Source organism: Pseudoalteromonas sp. T1lg76, from assembly GCF_002964725.1.
Taxonomy (GTDB): domain Bacteria; phylum Pseudomonadota; class Gammaproteobacteria; order Enterobacterales; family Alteromonadaceae; genus Pseudoalteromonas.
Map to the genome: position 1 here is coordinate 121,783 of NZ_PQCE01000031.1, position 20,574 is coordinate 142,356.

The 20,574-nt window shown below is 50.8% G+C and carries 16 protein-coding genes; 6 read left to right on the top strand and 10 right to left on the bottom strand.

What is annotated here, in order from left to right:
- Positions 1–67: 67 nt before the first annotated feature.
- The 3 genes from C2M35_RS11785 to C2M35_RS11795 all read left to right on the top strand — a co-directional run bounded on the left by C2M35_RS11785 (position 68) and on the right by C2M35_RS11795 (position 3,133).
- On the top strand, positions 68–2,188 hold the full coding sequence (locus tag C2M35_RS11785) for a TonB-dependent receptor (protein ID WP_105265428.1): 2,121 nt from the start codon (positions 68–70) through the stop codon (positions 2,186–2,188).
- Between the two features lie 181 nt (positions 2,189–2,369).
- Complete coding sequence (locus C2M35_RS11790; protein WP_199774421.1) at positions 2,370–2,735, top strand: hypothetical protein; 366 nt, start codon at positions 2,370–2,372, stop codon at positions 2,733–2,735.
- A complete protein-coding gene (locus C2M35_RS11795; protein WP_105214545.1) occupies positions 2,735–3,133 on the top strand; it encodes a hypothetical protein in 399 nt (132 codons plus the stop codon). Before C2M35_RS11790 ends, C2M35_RS11795 begins: the two co-directional genes overlap by 1 nt.
- A 34-nt stretch (positions 3,134–3,167) precedes the next feature.
- On the opposite strand, the gene C2M35_RS11800 is transcribed toward C2M35_RS11795, so the two are convergent.
- From C2M35_RS11800 to C2M35_RS11820, 5 genes are read right to left on the bottom strand one after another with little or no spacing between them, the layout of a single operon-like run.
- Positions 3,168–4,025: an aminotransferase class IV gene (locus tag C2M35_RS11800; protein ID WP_105265429.1), complete on the bottom strand. Its 858-nt coding sequence runs from the start codon at positions 4,023–4,025 to the stop codon at positions 3,168–3,170.
- Between the two features lie 9 nt (positions 4,026–4,034).
- Complete coding sequence (locus tag C2M35_RS11805; protein WP_105265430.1) at positions 4,035–4,892, bottom strand: glutamate cyclase domain-containing protein; 858 nt, start codon at positions 4,890–4,892, stop codon at positions 4,035–4,037.
- Positions 4,880–5,608: a 5-oxoprolinase subunit PxpA gene (locus tag C2M35_RS11810; protein ID WP_105201268.1), complete on the bottom strand. Its 729-nt coding sequence runs from the start codon at positions 5,606–5,608 to the stop codon at positions 4,880–4,882. The genes C2M35_RS11805 and C2M35_RS11810 overlap by 13 nt, the downstream gene beginning before the upstream one ends.
- A gap of 8 nt (positions 5,609–5,616) precedes the next feature.
- On the bottom strand, positions 5,617–6,411 hold the full coding sequence (locus C2M35_RS11815; RefSeq protein ID WP_105201267.1) for a putative hydro-lyase: 795 nt from the start codon (positions 6,409–6,411) through the stop codon (positions 5,617–5,619).
- 35 nt (positions 6,412–6,446) lie between these two features.
- Positions 6,447–8,252: a glycoside hydrolase family 3 N-terminal domain-containing protein gene (locus C2M35_RS11820; protein WP_105265441.1), complete on the bottom strand. Its 1,806-nt coding sequence runs from the start codon at positions 8,250–8,252 to the stop codon at positions 6,447–6,449.
- A gap of 280 nt (positions 8,253–8,532) precedes the next feature.
- Here C2M35_RS11820 and C2M35_RS15925 point away from each other — a divergent pair, with 280 nt between their 5' ends.
- Both C2M35_RS15925 and C2M35_RS11825 read left to right on the top strand, forming a co-directional pair.
- Complete coding sequence (locus C2M35_RS15925; RefSeq protein ID WP_325034841.1) at positions 8,533–9,258, top strand: FAD-binding oxidoreductase; 726 nt, start codon at positions 8,533–8,535, stop codon at positions 9,256–9,258.
- A 17-nt stretch (positions 9,259–9,275) separates the two neighbouring features.
- A complete protein-coding gene (locus tag C2M35_RS11825; protein WP_325034842.1) occupies positions 9,276–11,390 on the top strand; it encodes an FAD-binding and (Fe-S)-binding domain-containing protein in 2,115 nt (704 codons plus the stop codon).
- On the opposite strand, the gene C2M35_RS11830 is transcribed toward C2M35_RS11825, so the two are convergent.
- The 5 genes from C2M35_RS11830 to C2M35_RS11850 form a co-directional block, all read right to left on the bottom strand.
- The gene (locus tag C2M35_RS11830) at positions 11,387–11,752 is read right to left on the bottom strand and encodes a DUF1232 domain-containing protein (RefSeq protein ID WP_105265431.1); all 366 of its coding nucleotides are present in this window, start codon (positions 11,750–11,752) and stop codon (positions 11,387–11,389) included. The two genes, C2M35_RS11825 and C2M35_RS11830, sit on opposite strands and share 4 nt — an antisense overlap.
- Positions 11,753–11,954: 202 nt before the next feature.
- A complete protein-coding gene (locus C2M35_RS11835) occupies positions 11,955–13,160 on the bottom strand; it encodes an ATP-binding protein (RefSeq protein ID WP_158677975.1) in 1,206 nt (401 codons plus the stop codon).
- Positions 13,153–13,842 (bottom strand): response regulator transcription factor, encoded by a 690-nt coding sequence (locus C2M35_RS11840; protein ID WP_158677976.1) that lies wholly within the window; start codon positions 13,840–13,842, stop codon positions 13,153–13,155. Before C2M35_RS11840 ends, C2M35_RS11835 begins: the two co-directional genes overlap by 8 nt.
- Before the next feature lie 2 nt (positions 13,843–13,844).
- Entirely contained in the window at positions 13,845–14,219 is a 375-nt protein-coding gene (locus tag C2M35_RS11845; RefSeq protein ID WP_105265434.1) for a DUF3019 domain-containing protein, read from the bottom strand.
- A gap of 15 nt (positions 14,220–14,234) precedes the next feature.
- A complete protein-coding gene (locus C2M35_RS11850) occupies positions 14,235–15,074 on the bottom strand; it encodes a MipA/OmpV family protein (protein WP_105265435.1) in 840 nt (279 codons plus the stop codon).
- A 379-nt stretch (positions 15,075–15,453) separates the two neighbouring features.
- On the opposite strand from C2M35_RS11850, the gene C2M35_RS15930 reads away from it, so the two are divergent.
- Positions 15,454–20,574: S8 family serine peptidase (locus C2M35_RS15930; RefSeq protein ID WP_105265436.1), on the top strand; the 5,121-nt coding region annotated here is incomplete at its 3' end.

Consider the following 20,574-nt stretch of genomic DNA (forward strand, 5'->3'; position numbering starts at 1 on the left):
TAGTAGTTATCATTTACATTGTCGGCATTATATTTCCCCCAGCCATTTAGCTAGTAAGGACAAGGTCATGAAGTTCAAGCTGTCGAAGCTGTGTTTCGCAATTCTCGCAGGTCCACTGATCACTAACAACGCGCTTGCCGAGCAAGGCTCCAAGGAGTCGGCCGAACCGGTGGAAACCATAGTGGTTACCGCCTCGCGTATTGAAAGGCCGCTAAGCCAGATCCCTAATACCATTACCGTTATTGATGAATCTGAGCTGCAGCAACAGTTGTCGCTACAGCATGATATTTCCACCGTGCTGGGAAATCTGATCCCGAGTTTTTCGCCAAGTCGCCAGAAGATGACCAGTGCCGGTGAAAGCCTGCGCGGCCGTAAACCCTTGTACTTGATTGACGGTGTGCCGCAATCGAACCCGCTGCGCAGTGGCGGCCGTGACGGCCACACCATAGACCCTTTTTTCCTTGAGCGCGTTGAGGTGCTGCACGGTGCCAATGCCATTCATGGTCTGGGCGCCGCCGGCGGGATCATTAACCTGATCACCAAAAAGCCTACCGGTGGCTTGGAGCAACAGCTGCGCTTTGATACCACAGTGCAAAGCGACAAGCTGTCCGAGGGCAGTGTGGGTGTTAACTACAGCCTGTCTAATCGCTGGGACAATGCCGATGTGCTGGCTGGTGTAAGCTGGCGTACCAGCGGCATGTCGTATGATGCCGACGGCAAGCTGATCGGGGTGGATAATACCCAGGGCGATACCATGGACGCCGATACCTTTGATGGTTTTTTAAAGGCCGGTTATGAATGGGACGACTCGCGCTTAGAGCTGATGTTTAACCGCTATCAAATCGAAGGCAAGAATGACTGGATTTCTGTGCCCGGCGATGTCGATGCGGATATTCCCAGCAGCGCCGAAAAAGGCACAATCAATGGTGATGCGGCTCAAAACAAGGTTACCACCATGAGCCTGAACTATTCCAAGCAGGACTTCTTCTCTCAGCGTTTATCGGTGCAATTATTCCGCCAGGATTTTGCCGCCACCTATGGCGCCGAAGCCACTCCTTTAGCGACCTTCCAGGACCCGGCGTATGGCCCGGATCTGATCGATCAGTCGCAGAATAACTCTGAAAAAACCGGCATGAAGATCACCTTGGTTAAAGAAAACTTTGTTTTTGAACCGCTAAGCCTGGTTTATGGTTTGGATTTACTCGAAGACGAGACCTGGCAGGCGCTTATTCAAACCGGCCGTGCCTGGGTGCCGCCGACTAAATACCGCAACTATGCGCCCTATGCGCAGTTGGAATATGCCGGTGATTCGCCGTTGAGTGTCAGCGCCGGTATCCGCTACGAAAAGTCAAAACTGGAAGTGGATGACTTTACCACCTTGGCCTCTTACGGCAGTCAATTTGTTGCCGGCGGTAAGCCGGAGTTTTCACAAACCTTGTATAACCTGGGCGCCACCTATCGTTTAACCGGCGACTGGCGCACCTTTGCCAATTACTCGGAAGCCTTTTCAATGCCGGACGTCGGCCGTGTGCTGCGTGGCATCAATGTCCCGGGGCAAAGCGTGGAAACCTTCCTCGACCTTAAGCCCATTCTGACGGAAAACACCGAAATCGGCCTGGAATACGGCGGCGATCTGGTACAGGCGCAACTGGCTTATTACACCTCAGACTCGGATTTTGGTCAGCGCTTACAGCGCGGTGACGATGGTATTTATACCGTTAAGCGCGAGAAAACCGAGGTTGATGGCATCGAGTTTCGTATTAACTATCTGGCCACGGCAGTAGATAAACTGGGGCTGCGTTTTGCCAGCTCCGACGGTCGTTATGACTCGAACCAGGATGGGCGTGTCGACAGTGATTTAGGCGGCACTAATATTGCTCCGAATCGCGTTAACGCCAGTTGGGACAGGGATTGGACGGACACCCTAAGTACGCGTTTACAGGTTAATCATCTGTTTGACCGCGATGTAGACAATGCTCAAGGTGAGGTGGTCAACGAATTCGACGGCTATACCACGGTGGACCTCAGTGCCAATGTAGAGGCGTTTTCCGGGGTGGTGACCTTGGGTATTCAAAACCTGACCAACACCGACTATTACACCTATTACTCGCAATCGAGCCCGAACGACAAGCGTAACTTTAAGGGCATAGGCCGTACCTTCTCGGCGTCTTATCAGATTAACTTCTAGGCTTCGCGTTTTGCCTTTGTAGGTCGGTGCTTTGCGCCGACATCGGAACGGCATCGCACCTTTTGTCGGGATAAAATCCCGACCTACAAGGCAAAGGCCGAACGACAACGAAATACATCTGCTATTTTAGCTACTCAAATCGTATCCAGCATCAGCGCGATTGCTTTATAATAACGTCGCTATGGTTAAATTCTTTGTCGTTAAATATCTGGCCTTTTTACTCGGTTGTACGCTGTGCTTTGTTTTGCATGCGCAGTTTGCCGTGCCCGTGGTGCTGGCAGCCAGTATTACCGGCTTATTGGGCAGCTTTGTTCCCTCAACTCAGGCCTTTGGCATGCATCCAAGAGCGGCTATTTATGCCGGTAGCTTTGCCGGTATGTGCTCGGCTGAGCTGATAGGTGATTACTGGCAACTGACCTTGCTGGCCTTAATCGGCACTTCTTTATATGCCTTGACCATGAACCTGTTTACTGGTTTCGGCGGCAAGCTCGGTGGTGTGGCTTTTGTCAGCGTGGCACTGTTTATGCTCACCCGGGGAGTCTTATGATCACTCTGATCTTCATTATATTGGCGCTGCTTGGCGCCCTCAGCACCTATTTGCTGGCGCAGCATAAACGTTTTGATGCCATTCGTGCCTCGGCGCTGTCGGCCATTTTCGCCTATGGCCTGTTGTGGTTATTTAGCGATAATCCGGATCTCTACGCCCTGGTCTTTTTTGGTGGCACCTTTATCGGTATGAGCGCTCCCCATCGCTTTGGTTTTTATACTTTGACCAGCTCGGCCATTATTTTCGCTCCCCTCTTTCAATACCTGGTGCCTAAACTAAACGGCTATGGCGGCGCCTTGGGGCTCAGTGCTTTTATGGCCATTTGTGTTTGCCATGTCGCTATTTTACTGGGCGCTCCGCGGAGCATAAAAAAGCCGCCGGGTTTATTTGGCGGCTGAGCAATTCTCAGAACAAGGGTCGAGTAGCAAGACCCTAGTAGTCAAATTTATGCTGGCTAAAGAGGCTCTGCACTCTTTGCCACATGGGCCCGGGGCGGCCCTGACCTATCTGTTTGCCATCGACCTTAAGCACGGGCCCCACTTCCTTGGTGGCCGAGGTGATCCACACTTCATCGGCATCGAGTAGTTCGTCCTTGGTGATCACTCGTTCTTCAATGCGCAGCTCGCTGTGCGTGTGCACGATTTTTAGAATCAACCAGCGGGTGATCCCTGGCAGTATTTGCGTGTCCAGCGGTGGCGTAGCGATCACACCATCTTTGACGATAAAGACATTGCTGGAACTGGCTTCGGTGATCTCACCCAGGGCATTAAATAAAATGGTTTCCTTATTACCTACACGGGCGCCGCTTTGGTAATGCATTACGTTGCCAAGCAGGGCGGTGGACTTGATGTTACAGCGCTGCCAGCGTCTGTCTTGCTCTAAAGAGACTTCATAGCTGCTGGCTTTGTCGGCATCGCAGCTGGGCTCGCCGGGCAGGGTAAAGCAAAATGCAAATACCGTGGGGGCAACGCCGCTGGGGTAGGCGTGATTGCGCTTGCTGTCTGTGCCGCGGCTAACGTGCAGATAAATGCCCTGGTTGGGACCTGGGTTGGTGCTTAGCAGGGTCTCGCAGATCTCACGCCATTGCTCGATGCCGTAATCAAGAGCGATTTCGATGGCAGCCAGGCCCTGTTGCATGCGCTCGATATGGGCATTAAAGCCAAGCATTTTGCCATGGTAGGCGGGGATCACTTCATAGATGCCATCGCCAAACAGAAAGCCGCGATCCATGGGCGAAATCTTCGCTTCCTCGGGGGCCATATAGTCGCCGTTTAAATACACCTGGCTCATTGTGTTTCCTCATTCAGTGGGCAAAAAGCCCGTTAACCGTCGTAATTCTGTGATCACTGCCTGGGCATGGGTGGCATCCAGACTGTCTTCGGTGGCTTCGTTGCGTTTGGTGACACCATCAACGCTGCCGTGTTTGCTTAAATACGCCAACCAGTGCGGCGGGTCAATAACTGCGAGCATATCTTCTTGCTGCCACAGGGCAAAAAAGGCGATCAGCCCATAGGCACCCCAGTTGGAGACATCGGCCACTATCAATTCATCGCAGCTGGTTATGCTGGGAATAATGTCCAGCTGGCTCAGTGCCGAGGCGACCTTGCCCATGCCTATTTCATTACCGCCATCGCCAATAGCTATGCTGGTGCAGGGCGCGGTTTCAATAAAGGGATCGAAACTGGCACAGCCATGGCTGATATCCTCGCCACGCATATTGCAATAGCCGCCTTGCTGATTGAGCCCTGGACGCTCTATGGCGAGCACACAGCCGACCTGCTCAGTAGCGAAGTACTGCTGTGCCAGATTTTTTGCCTGGGGCAGATCGTTTAAGGGCAGTTGAAAACAATTAAAATCTTCACTTAGCTTGCTGTAAAGGGGGTTGCCACAGACCAACACAGGTTCTTTGCCAAGCGACTTTAGAGCTAAATACAGGGCAATGGCGCCGACTGGCCCATCGGTTTCAAAGGTGCCGGCAACCCAAAAGCCGGTGCCGATCAGAATTTTTCCTTCGGCCTGATACAGGGCTTTTGCGCTGCGCTGCACATAGCCCGGCTGCAGGGCCGGTTGTATTTGTGCCATACCGCGCAGGTTGCGCGCCACCAAGAGGTCTTCGATGTGGCGACTGAGTTGCAGCTCTTTGTTTAACGGGCACATAGGGCGCGGATCTCGATAATGGCGTTGACCGCTTCCAGGTTGTCGCCGTGAACACACAGGGTGTCGGCTTTTAAAGGCAAGGTTTGACCGCCATGGGTTTGCACCGTACCCTCACTGACCAGTTGCTGCACCTGCTCTAACATCTCGGTTTTGGTTAACACACTGCCGGCCTGATTGCGCGGCGTCAGGGTACCGACGTCGGTATAACGACGATCGGCAAAGGCTTCCAACAACAGGCTGACGTCTTGCTTGGCCGCCAGTTCGCTGTAATTTTCGGTGTTGTTGCCCGCTAAAATCATTAACTTAAGGCTTGGGTCATATTGAGCCACGGCTTGCAGCACGCTGACAAACACCGACTCATTGGCCATCATATCGTTATACAGGGCGCCATGGGGTTTAACATATTCCACTTGCAGCCCTTGTACTTTGGCCATGCCAGTCAAGGCGGCAATTTGATAATGAAGATCGGCGATCAGTTCGGTGGGGCTCAGTGCCATGGAGCGGCGGCCAAAGCCTTGGCGATCCGGATAACTGGGGTGAGCGCCAATACGCACGCCATATTGTTTTGCCAACGCCAGGGTGCGTTGCATTACCAAAGGGTCACCGCCATGAAAGCCACAGGCGATATTGGCCAAGTCGATATGGGCCATGGCCAGTTCATCCTCGCCCATGGTCCAGCTGCCAAAGCTCTCGCCTAAATCACAGTTCAGTAACATGCTGCCTCCTAAAACGTCGCCAACGAGGTATTTTTGATGTCGAGCACCAGCATATGTCCTGGGCTATGGGTAATGCAAAAGTCCGGGCGGGCATTGCTAATGGCCACTTGTGGGGTGACACCACAGGCCCAAAATACCGGTACTTCTCCCGCCTTAATGCTGACCGCTTCGCCAAAGTCGGGGCGATCAATGTCCTTGATGCCTATGGCTGCCGGATCGCCAAAATGTACCGGCGCACCGTGCACACTGGGATAGCGACTGCAAATTTGGATGGCGCGAATGGCATCCTTGGGTTTCATCGGGCGCATGCTTACCACCTGATTGCCGACAAAGGGGCCGGCGCCGTTGCAGGCTTGATTGGTGATATACATGGGCACATTTTTATGTTCGCTGATATTGCGGATTTCTATGCCATCAGCAAGCAGCGCCTCTTCAAAGGAAAAGGAGCAGCCGATTAAGAAGCTCACTAGATCATCGCGCCAGATATCAATAACTTGAGTCGGTTCATCTATCAACTGGCCGTGTTCGAACACCCGATATTTTGGCAGATCGGTGCGAATATCCAGGTCTTTAGCCAGAGTAGGGTGGCCCAGGGCGCCTGTTTCGGTTTGTCCCAGCAAGGGGCAGGCTTTGGGGTTGGCCTGACAAAAGCGTAAGAAATCGTAGGCGTATTTTTGCGGCAGAATAACCAGGTTTGCCTGGACAAATCCCGGCGCAAAACCCGATGTATGACCTGTGTAATCACCACCACGGATCAGCTTGCGGATATCCGCAGGGGTGTTTAGCGAGGCATTGGTATCCATTTTTATACGCCTTATCTGTAAATTAACAGCCTAGATTATTGTTTAATAGTAACAGGTAATTGTCCGCTTGGGATTTGTTGTCCAAGCAAGACCTTGGCCAGGGCGCTAAAGGCTGGACCTTGCACCGTTTCGCCGTCATCCACGTCTATGTTATAAGCGTAGGTGGCCAGTATGGCATCGGCATAAGAGCCAAAGCGGGCAATATCATAGGGCGCGCGCAGGCTCACAAAAACCGTGGGCTTTTGTGTGTGTTTGGCCTGCTTTAATAAGCGCTCCAGGGCGTCTGGTTGCTGCGCCTGACTCAGGGCAAATGCGGCAATGGCATCGCTGTCGTCCATACCGCCAATTTCCACCGCGCTTTGCGCCGGGCTGGCATTTCCGGCGATGACAAGATCAACTTCTTCTATCAGCGCCTGCGCCTTAACGGGATCATGGCCTTGCAGGCTCAGGCAGTGGAATTGGGTGTCTTTCAAATTTGCTTGCAGCGCTTGCTCTAGGGCCATGCACTTGCGGGTGTCGGGCATAATAAGGGCCACGCTTTTGGCGTTTTTAAGCATGCTTGCAGTGTTCTTGCCATTCTTTATATCCGTGATGGCGGCACTGGCAAGCTCAGCCTCTAAAGCACGATGTTTAGGGTTACCTAGCACTTGCTTGGCGACGGCCTGCTGTTTACTTAGCTTCTTATGGTGCTTGGGCAGTAACTGATAGCTGGCCTTAAGCGCCATAATCCGGGATGCGGATTGCTCAAATTCTGTGGCATCCAGCTCGCCTGTTTGCACCGCTTTTTCTAGGGCATCAATGAGCGCGTTGAGCTTGGCGATATCGTCTTGGTTACGCACGGCTATGGGCATCAGGGCAATATCCACCCCGGCCTTAAAGGTGTTGATCACCGCATCTTCGGCGCTAAAAAAGTGGCTGATCCCGGCCATATCCAGCGCATCCGTGATGGTGACGCCGCTATACCCGAGCTCATCGCGCAGCAAGTCGGTCATAATGGCGCGGGACATGGTCGCCGGTTTGATCATGGTATCGCCGTCCTTGCTGACAAAGGTGCTGTTGTCGAGCGCCGGATATTGAATATGGGCGGTCATGATCATGCCTGGAGCATGTCCGGCATCGATAATCTGTTTAAAAGGCGCTATATCCTGGGCCATCACCTGCGCCTTATCATGGGCCACCCGCGGCAAGCCGGTGTGGCTGTCGACATTGGTGTCGCCATGGCCGGGAAAGTGCTTTAACGCAGCTATCACCTGGTGCTGCTGGTAGGCATCGACCTGAGCGCCGCCAAGCTCGGCCACAAGCTGAGGGTCTTCACCGAAGGAGCGAACATTGATCACCGGATTATCCGGGTTCATATTCACATCGACCGTGGGCGCATAATTGAGGTTAATGCCCAAGGCGTTCAGCTCAGTGGCAATCACTTCGGCACTGCGGCGGGCAAAGTCGGTGCCATGGCGCGCATAGGTAGCGCCGATAGACATATTGCCGGTCATGGCGGTGCCTAGTTCCCGGGGAATACGGGCAACCCGGCCACCTTCCTGATCGATACTGATAAAGAGCGGGGCGCCAAGCTCACTTTGCTGTGCCGCTCTTTGCAATTGCTGGGTGAGTTCGACCATTTGTGCGCTGTTTTCAAGGTTTTCCGCAAACAGGATCACACCGCCGATTTGCTGCTGCGTCAGCAGCTCTGCCAAAGGCGCTGGTAAAGTGGTCATAGGCGCACGGCAGTGGGCACTGCTAATATCCTTATCTTCGCAGTAGTAGCGAAAATCCAGCATGAGTTTTTGGCCGATTTGCTGTTTTAGCGTAAGCGCCGGGGCGGCTAGGCTAGATGCACTCATAAATACACATCCTAAAGTGGCGAATTTGGCTAGTCTGTTGGCTTGCAGGCGAAGCGTCAAGGCACTGACTAGGCGGCGGAAAATCATGGCGAGCTCCCTTGGAATAAAGTATTCAAGATTCTATAGTTATTAATACCATGAGCACAAGCGCTTTAGGCGCGGCTAATACACAGCATGGCCATCTATTCTTTATATATCAGTACTGATCTATGAATACGAGTTTAATAATATTTTATTCCCAGCTATGCTAGGGCAACCATGTTATAGCTAGTGCCTCATTATGTCAGAGTCCCCTAAGGCTATGGAAGCCTTCATTGATGCCATGACCACAGTCCTCGGCCGCGAGCAAGTGATCACAGATTATGCCTTGCGTTATGCCCTGGGCACGGATGCCAGCTTTTATCGCTTAACGCCTCAATGTGTGGTGCTGGTCAAAAGCGCCGAGCAGGTACAAAAGGTGTTGTTAAGCGCCGGCGAATATAAATTACCTGTCACCTTTAGGGCCGCCGGCACCAGTCTTTCCGGTCAGGCCATTAGCGATAGCATACTGGTACTGCTCAGTGATGATTGGCAAGATTATAAGGTGGGCGAGGATGGCAGTTGGATCAGCCTATCGCCTTCTTTGGTCGGCGCCCGAGTGAACCGCATTCTGGCTCCTTATGGGCGCAAAATCGGCCCGGATCCGGCCTCTATCAATAGCTGTAAAATCGGTGGTATCGCTGCCAATAATGCCTCTGGCATGTGCTGCGGGGTGAAACACAACAGTTACCACACCTTAAAGGACATGGCGATTATCCTTGCCGATGGCACCTGCCTCGATACCGCTGATGAGCAATCCAAGGCGGCGTTTCGGCAAAGTCACGCAGCGCTGCTCAATGCCCTTGAACAGCTGGCGCAGCAGGTGCGTGATAACCAGGGGTTAAGTGAGCGCATCGCTCATAAATATCGCTTAAAAAATACCACTGGCTATGGCCTTAATGCCCTGGTGGATCACATTGATGGATAGAGATCATTAAACACCTGATGATAGGCTCTGAGGGCACTTTAGGCTTTATCGCCAACATTACTTACAACACGGTTATTGAGCCTGCCTTTAAACGCACCGGATTATTTACCTTTGCCGATGTCGACAGCGCCTGTGCCCTTATTGAGCAACTAAACGCCTTGCCCATAGCTGCGGTGGAAATGCTGGATAAAAGGGCGCTTTTATCGGTGCAGGGGCATGCGGTGATGCCGCAAAATGTCGCCGATTTCCCCTCTGAGGCCACGGCCTTGCTGATCGAAATTAGCGAAGAAAATCAGCAGGCACTTGATGGGCTGACGAGCTCGGTCAATACCATTTTGGCGCAATATCAAGAGCAGCTGGTGCATAAGTATCCCTTGAGCGACGATGCCGAGCTGGCACAGGCGCTTTGGAATGTGCGCAAGGGCACCTTTCCGGCGGTGGGAGCGGTGCGTAAAACCGGCACTACTGTGATCATTGAAGATGTGGCCTTTGCCTTGGCGGACTTAAGCCGGGGCATTAAGGCGCTGCATCACTTGTTTGATAAGCATGGCTACACGGAGGCCATTATTTTCGGTCATGCCCTGGCCGGGAATCTGCATTTTGTCTTTACTCAGGCCTTCGATAGCCCAGAGCAGATTGAGCGTTACGAGGCATTTATGGCCGATGTGGCGCATTTGGTGGCGGTGGAACTCAAGGGCTCTTTAAAGGCGGAGCATGGCACCGGACGTAATATGGCACCCTTTGTGGCGCTCGAATGGGGCGATGAGGGCTATGCTGTTATGCAGCAAATTAAGCAGTTATTTGACGCTCAGGGGATTTTAAATCCCGGGGTGATCATCAACGCCGACCCTCGCGCTCATGTGCAGCATGTTAAAGCCATGCCCGCCAGTGATGCGCACATAGATAAATGTATCGAATGTGGTTTTTGTGAGCCTGTGTGCCCATCCAAGGAATACACCCTTACGCCACGTCAGCGCATCAGCCTAAAACGCCATGAGCAACAATTGCTTAATCACGAGTTCAAAGACAAGGACGCCTATCGACGTCTGGCCGCTGTGCAACAGGGTTATCAACTTCTGGCCATAGACAGCTGTGCCGCCACCGGCTTATGCGCCACTCGCTGTCCAGTTGGCATTGATACCGGAGCCTATATCAAGTCGCTGCGCGCCAAGCAGATGGCTAACAAACCTGTGATCACTAAAATCGCCAACTGGAGTGCAAATCACTTTGCCATGACCAGCGCTCTGGCACGAGTGGGTGTGCGCGGCGCTCATTTAAGCGCCAAACTGCTGGGGGCGCAGCGTCTTGAGCGTTTTAGTGCCCAATTGCAGCAGCGTTTTGGTACGCCGCTCTACTTTAGTGCCTGGCCCAAGGCGCAGCATGGCGAGCAGACTAGCGGCCAGGTTATCGACGGCGATAAGGTGGTGTATGTGCCCAGTTGCGGCAACCGTATTTTTGCCAATGCCACCGAGCAAAGTGTGCAGCAGACGCTGCAAAGCCTGTGCGACAAGGCAGGGCTGACCCTGGTAATACCCGAAGAGATAGCCGAGTTATGCTGTGGCATGCCCTGGCAAAGCAAGGGACTGGCGGAGGTGGCCACACAAAAACAGCAGCAATTACAGGAAATCATCACGCAATTGAGCGAGCAGGGGCGCTGGCCCGTGGTTATGGACGCCAGTCCCTGTGCCCTGCAAAGCCAACTCCAAGAAAAGCAAAGCCAGCACGAAGAAAGCAGCCCAATTCGGGTGCTGGATAGCCTAGGTTTTGCCAGCGAATATTTATTGCCTCGCCTAGCAATTGAAACCAGCGACCAGCCTTTGTGGCTACATATTACCTGTAGTTCGCAGCATTTGGATGCTGGTAGCGCCATGCTGAACGTGGCCAGGGCGCTTAGTTCCAAGGTCAGCACTACGGAGGTGAGTTGTTGTGGGTTTGCCGGTGATAAGGGCTTTACTCACCCCCAGCTAAATGAGCATGCTTTACGCCATGTTAGCGCCAGCAAACCCCAAGGTTGCACTGTGGGCTACTCTAACAGCCGTACCTGTGAGATTGGTCTAACAAGGCATAGTGGAGTGACCTTCTCTTCCCTGCTGGCTTTGTTGGATGAGCGAGCGGCGGCACTCGCTAGCTAGACGAGGGAGCGAGCCTTAAGCAGTAATTGGTGGGCTTTGAGTTCGGCAAGAACCTTGACCCTGGCATCGATATAGGCAAGCAGGGACACGGCGGCCACGGCCAGCAATAAAATGTCGTCTAGTAAACCTAGGCTTGGGTATGTATCGGTGATCAGGTCGTAAGGAAAAGCCACATAGGCCAGAGTTGCGCATAAAGCGAGGCGGTGTAACGGGGTGCAGGTATCGCCACTGATGGCGTAGTACAGCAGTAAAATACGTGCTAGTACTGCGTGTGCCAAATTACAGAGCCAGCTTGTTGCTGCCTGTACGCCATGTGCCCTTGAAGCTTGAGCGCGTTCAGGTGTAACGGTTCTCTTGTTCATTTTTCCCCTCCTGCTGAAACAAAGTTAGCTCGGGAGGGGAGAAAATAATATTACAGCCAGTTACGCCATCGCTCTAGCGCCAGGCGTGGTCGAGTTAAAGGGCACAACAGTAAAGGAAATGTCTAACCAAGTTCTATCCAAGCGCAAATACAGGTCTTGGTATTTGAGCCATCTCGATAAGTTGGCTTGATGAAAAGCTGGGCTAGATTTCGATTTGTCGCGGCCAGCTGATGCGAATATGGGCGCCACCGGTTTCGGGATGTTTGCCCAAAGTCATCTGTCCCCCATGCCATAAACAGATGCGCTCGACTATATAAAGTCCCAGGCCGTAACCACTGGCCACCGCGCTGTCTTTGGAAGATGAAAAGGGCGCTAACAAGGACACGGCGTCGTTGGGCAGGCCCGGACCGTCGTCGTAAACCTCAAGTACTTGCATCTGCTCCTGTTGTTGAAGCCTTAAGATCACTTGATGTTGAGCATACTTAACGCCGTTAAAAAGCAGGTTCTGCACTAGGATGGCAAAGCTATTTGGTTCGCAATAGAGCTTGTCCAAGGCCACCTTAGTCTCGATATTGACATCGGTAAAGAGCTGATTCTTTTTCGCTTCTTGATTAATAAACTCTTTTGCATCAAGTGCCTGCAGTTGCAGGGGTTGAGTTAGGTATTCGACCCGGGCAAAGTCCAGGTACTGGCACAGGCGGTTTTCTATCTCGTCGATATTACGTGCCATGGTGCGCTGAATTTCTTCATCGAGTTCGCTGTGCAGGGAGAGAATAAAGCGCATGCGCGACAGCGGCGTGCGAATTTCATGGGAAATGATCCGTGATAAGTCTTCGTGCAGTTGAATAAACTTGCTGATGCGCTCGGCCATATCGCTTAGGGTTTGCGCCAAGGGGTAGACGGTTGAACTGGGCTTTACCTTGGCGCTAAAGGCTTTCTTTTCTCTGGCGAAGCGTCGAGAGGCGCGTTTTAGTTCAGCCAAGTCTTTGAATACAGGCCAGATAAAAGACATCACAAGAAGTGCAATGGCACTATAGACCAACAAAAAATAGATGCTGTGCTCATCCGGTGGCGGCGCCACGGTAATGGGGCCGATGCGATACACAGTATCGGCCTTATCGCCGCTGCCAAGAACATAAACGAAGTTGCCCTCGCTTTGGATCACGGTCAGCATTTTCTGCTCGTTAAGTTGTTGTGCCAAGGCCGGTGGTAAGGCCAGATCCTGGCGCGCTAAACTAACCAGGTTGTCGCCCTTGTTATCAATGAGCGCTGGCCACTGGCTTACCGGCAGGGCGATGCTGGGGGATTGTTCAAATACATAGTTTTGGTAGATCTGCCCAAAGGCGATCAGCGCTGCGATAACACTAACAATGATAAATACGTAGAGGCGAAAAAACTGCTTACGCATCGTGCTCGGTCGGTACTTGCAGCAGGTAGCCTTCGCCACGAATAGAAATAATGTCCAGCTCTTCAATGCCATGATCGCGAATTTTGCGGCGCAAACGACTTATCTTAAGGTCGGCGGCGCGATCCAGGCCGTCGTACTCACGGCCGATGATTTCCTTGAATAAGGTCTCCCGCGACAAGGGCGTCGGATAACTTTGGATAAACAGGGCAAACAGCCGCACTTCATCGTCATTGAGGCTGAGCTGTTGCTCTTTACAGTGTAAAAGTCGGTGCGTGGTATCGAGTTTTAATTGCCCTATGGCCTTGGTAGCCTCACCTTTGCCGCTTAAGCGCAGGCTATTGTTAATGCGCGCTAGCAGTAGTTCGGGGCGAATAGGTTTGATTAAATAATCATTGGCACCCAGATTAAGCCCTTTTATTTGTGAGCGATCCGAGTCTAAGGCGGTTAAAAATAAAACCGGGCAGCTAAAGTGCTTTTTTAACTGGGGGAAGAGTTCAAAACCATTTCCATCCGGGAGCATGACGTCGCAGAGAATGATATCCGGCTGCAGTTTGTCGAAGTGAGCCTTAAAGGCGGCGATACTATTTACTATGTTTACATCAAGTCCATTTTTGCTTAAGTAACGACTAATTAGACTGGCTAACTCCTTGTCGTCTTCTATAAGTAGAACCTGGTGCGTCAATGTTAAATACCCCAACCAAAACGTCTTCTTACGCGATAGTTTTTTGAGGCGAGTTTCCCCACCTCTAATTTTTGTTCTGCCAGTACAATTCCGGATTGATCGGTCAGGGTGATGGTGGTGTTGGTTTCAAGTGTCACCTGATAGGTCACCGACACCCGGTTGCCGTTAAAACACTCATATTGCCGCTTTGGCAGAGCAATACTGATGCACAGTTGCTCTGCTGCTGCCGATACCGCATTGACATGAATTTCCATGGTGCAGCTAGTGGCTTGTAGCTCGCCAATGCAGGTGTGTGGAGACACCTTAAGGGTACCCTCCACAGCAGATTGCATGGATGCCGGCAGCATTGATAAGGCAACAAAGTAATTAACTAGCATGAGATGTTAGTACTGCTAAAACTCAAAAGTAATCCCGGTAAAGCCAGTCATATACTGGTCTCGATCAAACATAGGTGTATCACTTAAATCGTTGTCAATCCACGTATTTGAGATATTTAGCATAGCACTTAATTGCTCGCTAAGGCGGTATTTGTACTCAAATTTAAGGTGATAATTTAGCGCACTATTCAAATCATATCTGGGGATGCGCGACAATGCCTCGCCCGGATGGATGCGATAGTAATACTCGATGAGTTCGGTGCTTTTATGGGTCACTCCGGCCTCCATGACAAACTGGCCGCCAAGCAAGTCTTGACTGTAATAGGCTATGAACTTGTTTTCCAAGCCATTATGCACACCGCTGATATCATGCAGGGTACTAAGTTCAAGGCCCCAGTTTTTTGCACTGTAACCGAGCGCCAGACCGCCTTCGTAGGCCAGGCTGCGCTCTATGGGAGTGAGTTCGATAGGTGTGGCGTTGGGTCTTCCCGGGCGCGGCGAATTGCGCACCGCCGAGGTGGCAAAGAGCTTATCTATGCCGTCAAGCTCGAAGAAAAAACCGTCTTCGTTAAAAGCACCGACAATATCCAAGTACCAAGATTTATCCTGGTGCAAACTGTAGCCCAGAGCAAAATCGTCGAAGTACCATTTCTCACCATAATAAGCCAGGTGCGGCAGAAGAACAGAAGTGACGTGTTCCGCCCCTTGAATTGGGTTTTCGATGCCACCGTATCCTAGGGTGACAGACGCCTCTAATGTACCTACCTCAATATATTGTGCCGACTCGCTGGGCGCATCCTGGCTCAGTACCGAGGCGGAAAATAATGTACACGCAAGGGCGATATGTTTATTCATGTTTCAGTTGTATTCCTTCTCTGCGTTAACTGAATCTTAATTATTTGTCGATATTACGCAAGCCACGTTAGCGCAGTGTAGGGGGTTTGGCAAAGCATCAATCCAAGATAAATATTTGCTCGATAATGTATTCCAATGATTTATATGGAATTTTTAAATTGTTAACAGAATTCAATGTACAAATTGCTACATTAATCCCAGTACAGGTTACCTTCTGTTCCCTGTGTTAATTTAGTGTATCTATTTTGTTTTGTTGTTGTACAAAAGTGTACAAAGAGTTGTTGGTGATGGGTGTTGTTAATGTGGTTGAATCGGGCTGTTAAAAAATTTCGGCTGGTTCGAAATTACAACTTAATTACTTACTAAGTTAGGGTCCATCATGAAAAAAACAACCATCGCAACAGCGGTTGGTGTGGCACTGTTTAGCGCTACATCTTTGTATGCCGCCGTTAATGCTAATGACCATTCGGTCAGCGCAGAGAATAAACTTAAAGCACCTAGCCTTACCCTTGAAGGCGTTCAAGCACTACAACAAGAACTAAATACTCAAGGCTTGAACAGTGCCGATGTACAAGGCGTAAACGTACAACTAAACGCGCATGGAAGTAAGTTTGTTAAGGAAAACATCGAAGGTGAACATATCTACATCGTGCGTCTGCGCGATGCGTCTGTTGCCGTTGCCGCACAGGATCCCAATTCAGCGCTAACGCGTTCAATGGGTGACAACACGGGCAAACTATTCGAGCGTGGTCAACCGACTTCTAAAGCGGTAATCACTTATGAGCGTCAATTGCGTTCTAAGCAACAAAGCGTGATGCAGGAAGTGACGGCGGTAACCGGCCGCACCGAAATGCGTCGTCAATTCACCAAAGCTATCAACGGCTTCTCGGTGAAAATGACAGAACAGGAAGCGGCGCGCATTGCTAACTTGGGCAGCGTTGCCTCGGTTATGCGTTCTAAACATTACGATTTACTTTCAGATCAAGGCCCTAAGCAAATTGCTGCGGATCAGGTTTGGTCTGGCATGGCTTCTCCTACGGGAGTAAAGCACAAGGGGGAAGGTCAAATCATCGGTATTATCGATACCGGTATTAACTCAGACCACCCTTCATTCGCTGATGTTGGCGGTGACGGCTATGACCACACTAACCCGTGGGGCGCAGGCCAATACGTGGGTGACTGTGTTGAAGATGCTGAGCACATTCAATGTAACGACAAGCTGATCGGCGTACGTTCATACGACATCATCACAGATTCATTTTCGGCTATGATCCCAGGCTGGCCAGCCATTGGTGAAGACTATCAGGGTCACGGCTCACACGTAGCCTCAACGGCGGCGGGTAACGTACTTAAAGACGTGCCTTATATGCTAGCTGGTACAGGTGAGGAGCAAGACGGTAAGATCATCAAAGAAGCCTTATTCCCAGAGATCTCGGGTGTGGCCCCGCATGCCAACATCATTGCTTATCAGGTGTGTCACTCATCAAATGAAAGCGGCTACCGCGGTTGTCCGGGCGAAGCGCTTGTTGCGGGTATCGAAGATGCAATCGCCGACGGTGTTGATGTTATCAACTTCTCAATCGGTGGTGCCGACTCAAATGTATGGGCCGATCCGGTACAACTAGCCTTCCTATCGGCGCGTGAAGCGGGCATCAACGTTGCCGCAGCAGCGGGTAACTCGGGCACAGGCGTCTGTGGTGGCTCTGAGTGTTTGGGTTATTTGGATAACTCATCACCTTGGCTGGCTCAGGTAGCGGCAACGACACATGGTCGCACCGTGGCTATCGATACTGCCATTGAATACGCTGGCTTTATCGACCCTGCACTGGGCTCGGAAGTACCTAGCTGGGCGGATATGGGCCTTGTTGGTGGTTCAATCAACAACGAAGAAGTAACCGGTGTTGTGGTATGGGCGAAAGACTACGCCGATATCAATGGTGAAAAAGACTTTGATGGTTATTGTGAGTCGGAATACCCGGCTGGCACCTTTGACTTCTTTAAAGACGGTACGGCTATCCCTGGTGCGGCAGACGGTTCTACGGACGTTATCGTAATCTGTCAGCGTCACGACCCACAAGATCCAAACGCCAATGCGCGTACTGCCAAGGTTGATAATGTAAAAGCCGGCGGTGCCGATGCCTTCATTATGTTCAACCGCAACCGCGACCAGGGCACAGTGCCTGAAAGCTACTCACTTCCTAGTGTGCACTTTACCTACAATCAGTGGAATGGTGTTTATCCAAATGATGGCCTAGAAGACTGGGTGGATAGCGCTAGTGAAATGGGTCACATGATCACCATTAAACCAACGGTTATCGAGCGTCGCATCAACGAAGAAGATGCCGATTGGTTGGCTAACTTCTCGTCTCGCGGTCCTTCGTACTCGAACGTTGAAATCCTGGCGCCTACACTAGCCGCTCCGGGTGTTAATATTTACGCCGCCTACTCTGATGAGCATCCATTTGTGTCTACGCCTTTTGGTATGGATTACTCAATGAGCAGCGGTACATCAATGGCTTCACCACACGTAGCCGGTGCCATGGCCTTGATCCGTCAGGCAAACCCAGAGTGGACGGCGGCCGAGGTGCAATCGGCGTTGATGATGACATCTGACAATGAAGTACAATACTGGCGTCTAAACCAAGAAGGCTCAGAGTCTGACAAAGCACAGATCTACCGCGCCGGTACCGGTCGTATTAACGTTGCTAATGCGGTTAAATCAGGCCTTATCATGGATGAGTCTGCTGAGAACTTCCTTGCAGCCGATCCATACAATGGTGGTACACCGCATCAGCTGAACATGCCTAACCTGGTTGACTTCTCGTGTGCTCCTGAGTGTCAGTGGGTACGTACGGTTAAAGCAACCAAAGACGGTACCTGGACGGTTAGCCACGAAGACGTAGTGAACTGGGCGTTTGATATGCGCTCGCAAGCGGCACAAAACGGCGTAAATATCGAGATTATCCCAGAGACTTTCTCTCTGAAAGCCGGTGAAACGCAAACTATCATAGTGAAAGCCTCGGTAATGGATACCCAGGATTGGTTCTCAAACTCAGAAGTTGAGCTGCACACCAACCTTATCTTCCAGGCTCAGGAAGAAGGTATTCCAGACGCGCATTGGCCAATGGCATTCAAATATGACCGTGGTGAATTGCCTTCACGCCTAAGTGCGGTAGCGCATGCGAACAACGACACCTATGTGGCTAAAGGCATCACTATGCCACTGGTAGACAGCCCGGTTGCGCGCGCTTACAAGCCGGTAAAAGCGGATGTTAAAACCATTACTTTGCCAAAAGATGATGACCGTACATTCCCTTGGGCAATGAACCGTACAACGGTGCCTGCAGAGGAAGACATTATCGATGAAGCAGTGCATACAGGTGTTGTGACCGTTGCTGCGAATTCGAAGCGCTTGATTGTTGAAACCTTAGGCGTGATCGAGTCTGAACTTGAAGGGACATTGAACATTGGTAATCCACTTATTTATGTGGGTAAAGACTACAATGGTGATGGTCAAATCCAGCCACAAGACGAGATTTTGTGTGTATCTAGCCACGTTAGTTATGCCAACTTCTGTAATATCAATAACCCTGAAGAAGGTGAATATTGGTATATGGTTTACAACAGCAACAAATCTGGACAAGCTGGTGTTGAAGAGACCTTTAAATATGCAGTAGCCGTTGTTAGTGATGAAGTTGACGGTTCAATTACTGCGTCATTACCAGCGAGCGACGGTATCAACAAGGTAGATATGAATATCGCCTGGAACCTGGACATGGAGCTAGATGATGTATTCTACAGCAGCATCGAGGTAGGTACGTCTGAAGTCAATGCCGGTAACCTAGGTTCTATCCCGTTTAAGCTAGAGCGTGGCGTAGACCGTGTTCACTTAGATGTGCCACAGACTAAAGCTAATATCGGTGATAAAGTACCGTTCACCTTCGAAGTGTTGGCAAACAACACAGGTATGGACCGTGAGTTCACCTTCACAGCGGATATCCCTGAAGGCCTGAATATTAGTGAGCAAAATGTCTTGAGTTCACGCGGTGACGTTAATATTGAAGTAGCAGATGGCAAACTGATTATCACTGGTACTCAAGAAGATACGCGTGACGTAGCGCCTGATTACATTGTGACCAACAACATCACAGACGAGTTCTGTCGTACACCGAACTTCGGCAATTCAAACCCGGGCGGGTACGTTGACCTTTCAAGATTCGGTTTAACACCTATCCTGTCAGGCTTTGATGAGAGCAACACCATCACTTATGACCGTGGTTATTCAATTCCAGTGAATACCTTGTTCAACGGTGTTAACGAAGTAAGTCTGTACAACAATGCCGAAGCGAAGAATGTTGAATTTGGCACTATGGCGATTCATGGTAATGGTAAGCTTAGTTTCGGTCCAGTAAGACACTTTAACCCGATTGTTTCTAAGTTCCCGTATGATAGCTTCCCATATGAGGCAATTGGTCCACTTTGGCGTGGCTGGTTCCCAGGCTTCCCGAACGATGTACTAGGCGTTGGTTTAAGTGCACAAGAGGGGATTACCCTGGCGACTACAGGTACCTGGGCCATTGTTGAATGGGATAATGCCTCCGACTACTCTTACTTAGGTTATGACCGTGCAACAGGTCAAAACCAGTGGGAGAAAAAGGACAGCTCTTTTGACTTTGAAGTTATCTTTACGCCGCATACTCGCTTCGGCGACAACCAGCACGAAATCTACTTGGCTTATGACAACATTGATTTCGGCTCAACTAATACTCGCGGTAGCATCGGTGTTCAGGGCTATAAAGGTCAAATATACCAACGTGGCCCTCTTGAAGGATACCTAGGTCGCTCTATCAATTTCAATGAGGTTGATGAAGTGGTTAAAGACGGCATGGTTATCTGTATGGACTATGTGGGTCCTGAGTCATCACAGTTCGAAGTAACGGCATGGGCCGATATCACCTCTGCGTCTGCAGGCCGTGATATGGAGTTCACTGCGACTATTGAAGTGGATGGCATGGAAACCATGGTTAAGTCACACACCCTGTCTGTTTCAAGCAATATCACAGTGATTGAGTTGGAAGACATGACTACCAATGAAGGTGAGTCAATTACCTTTGACGTGACCTACATCGACGAACTTAACTCAGCGAATGAAGTTATCGTCAGTGGCGACAACATGGCCGCAGAAGTGGATGGCGATACCGTGACAATCACACCAGCTCAAGACTTCTTTGGTGAGATTGAAGTAACCGTAAAAGTTGCTGATATTGAGAACCCATCTGATGCTGTGAGCACAACATTCATTCTGACCGTTGAGAATGTAAACGATGCGCCAACTGCTGAAGTAGCTCAAACCGCTATCTCGGCGGTAGAAGGTGACAGCATTACTTTAGATGCCAGTGCTTCAACGGACGTTGACGGCGATGAAATCACATTTGAGTGGGAAGGTCCGGGTACAATTGAGTCTCCAAACTCGGCTGTAACCAATGTGACTGGCCTGAGC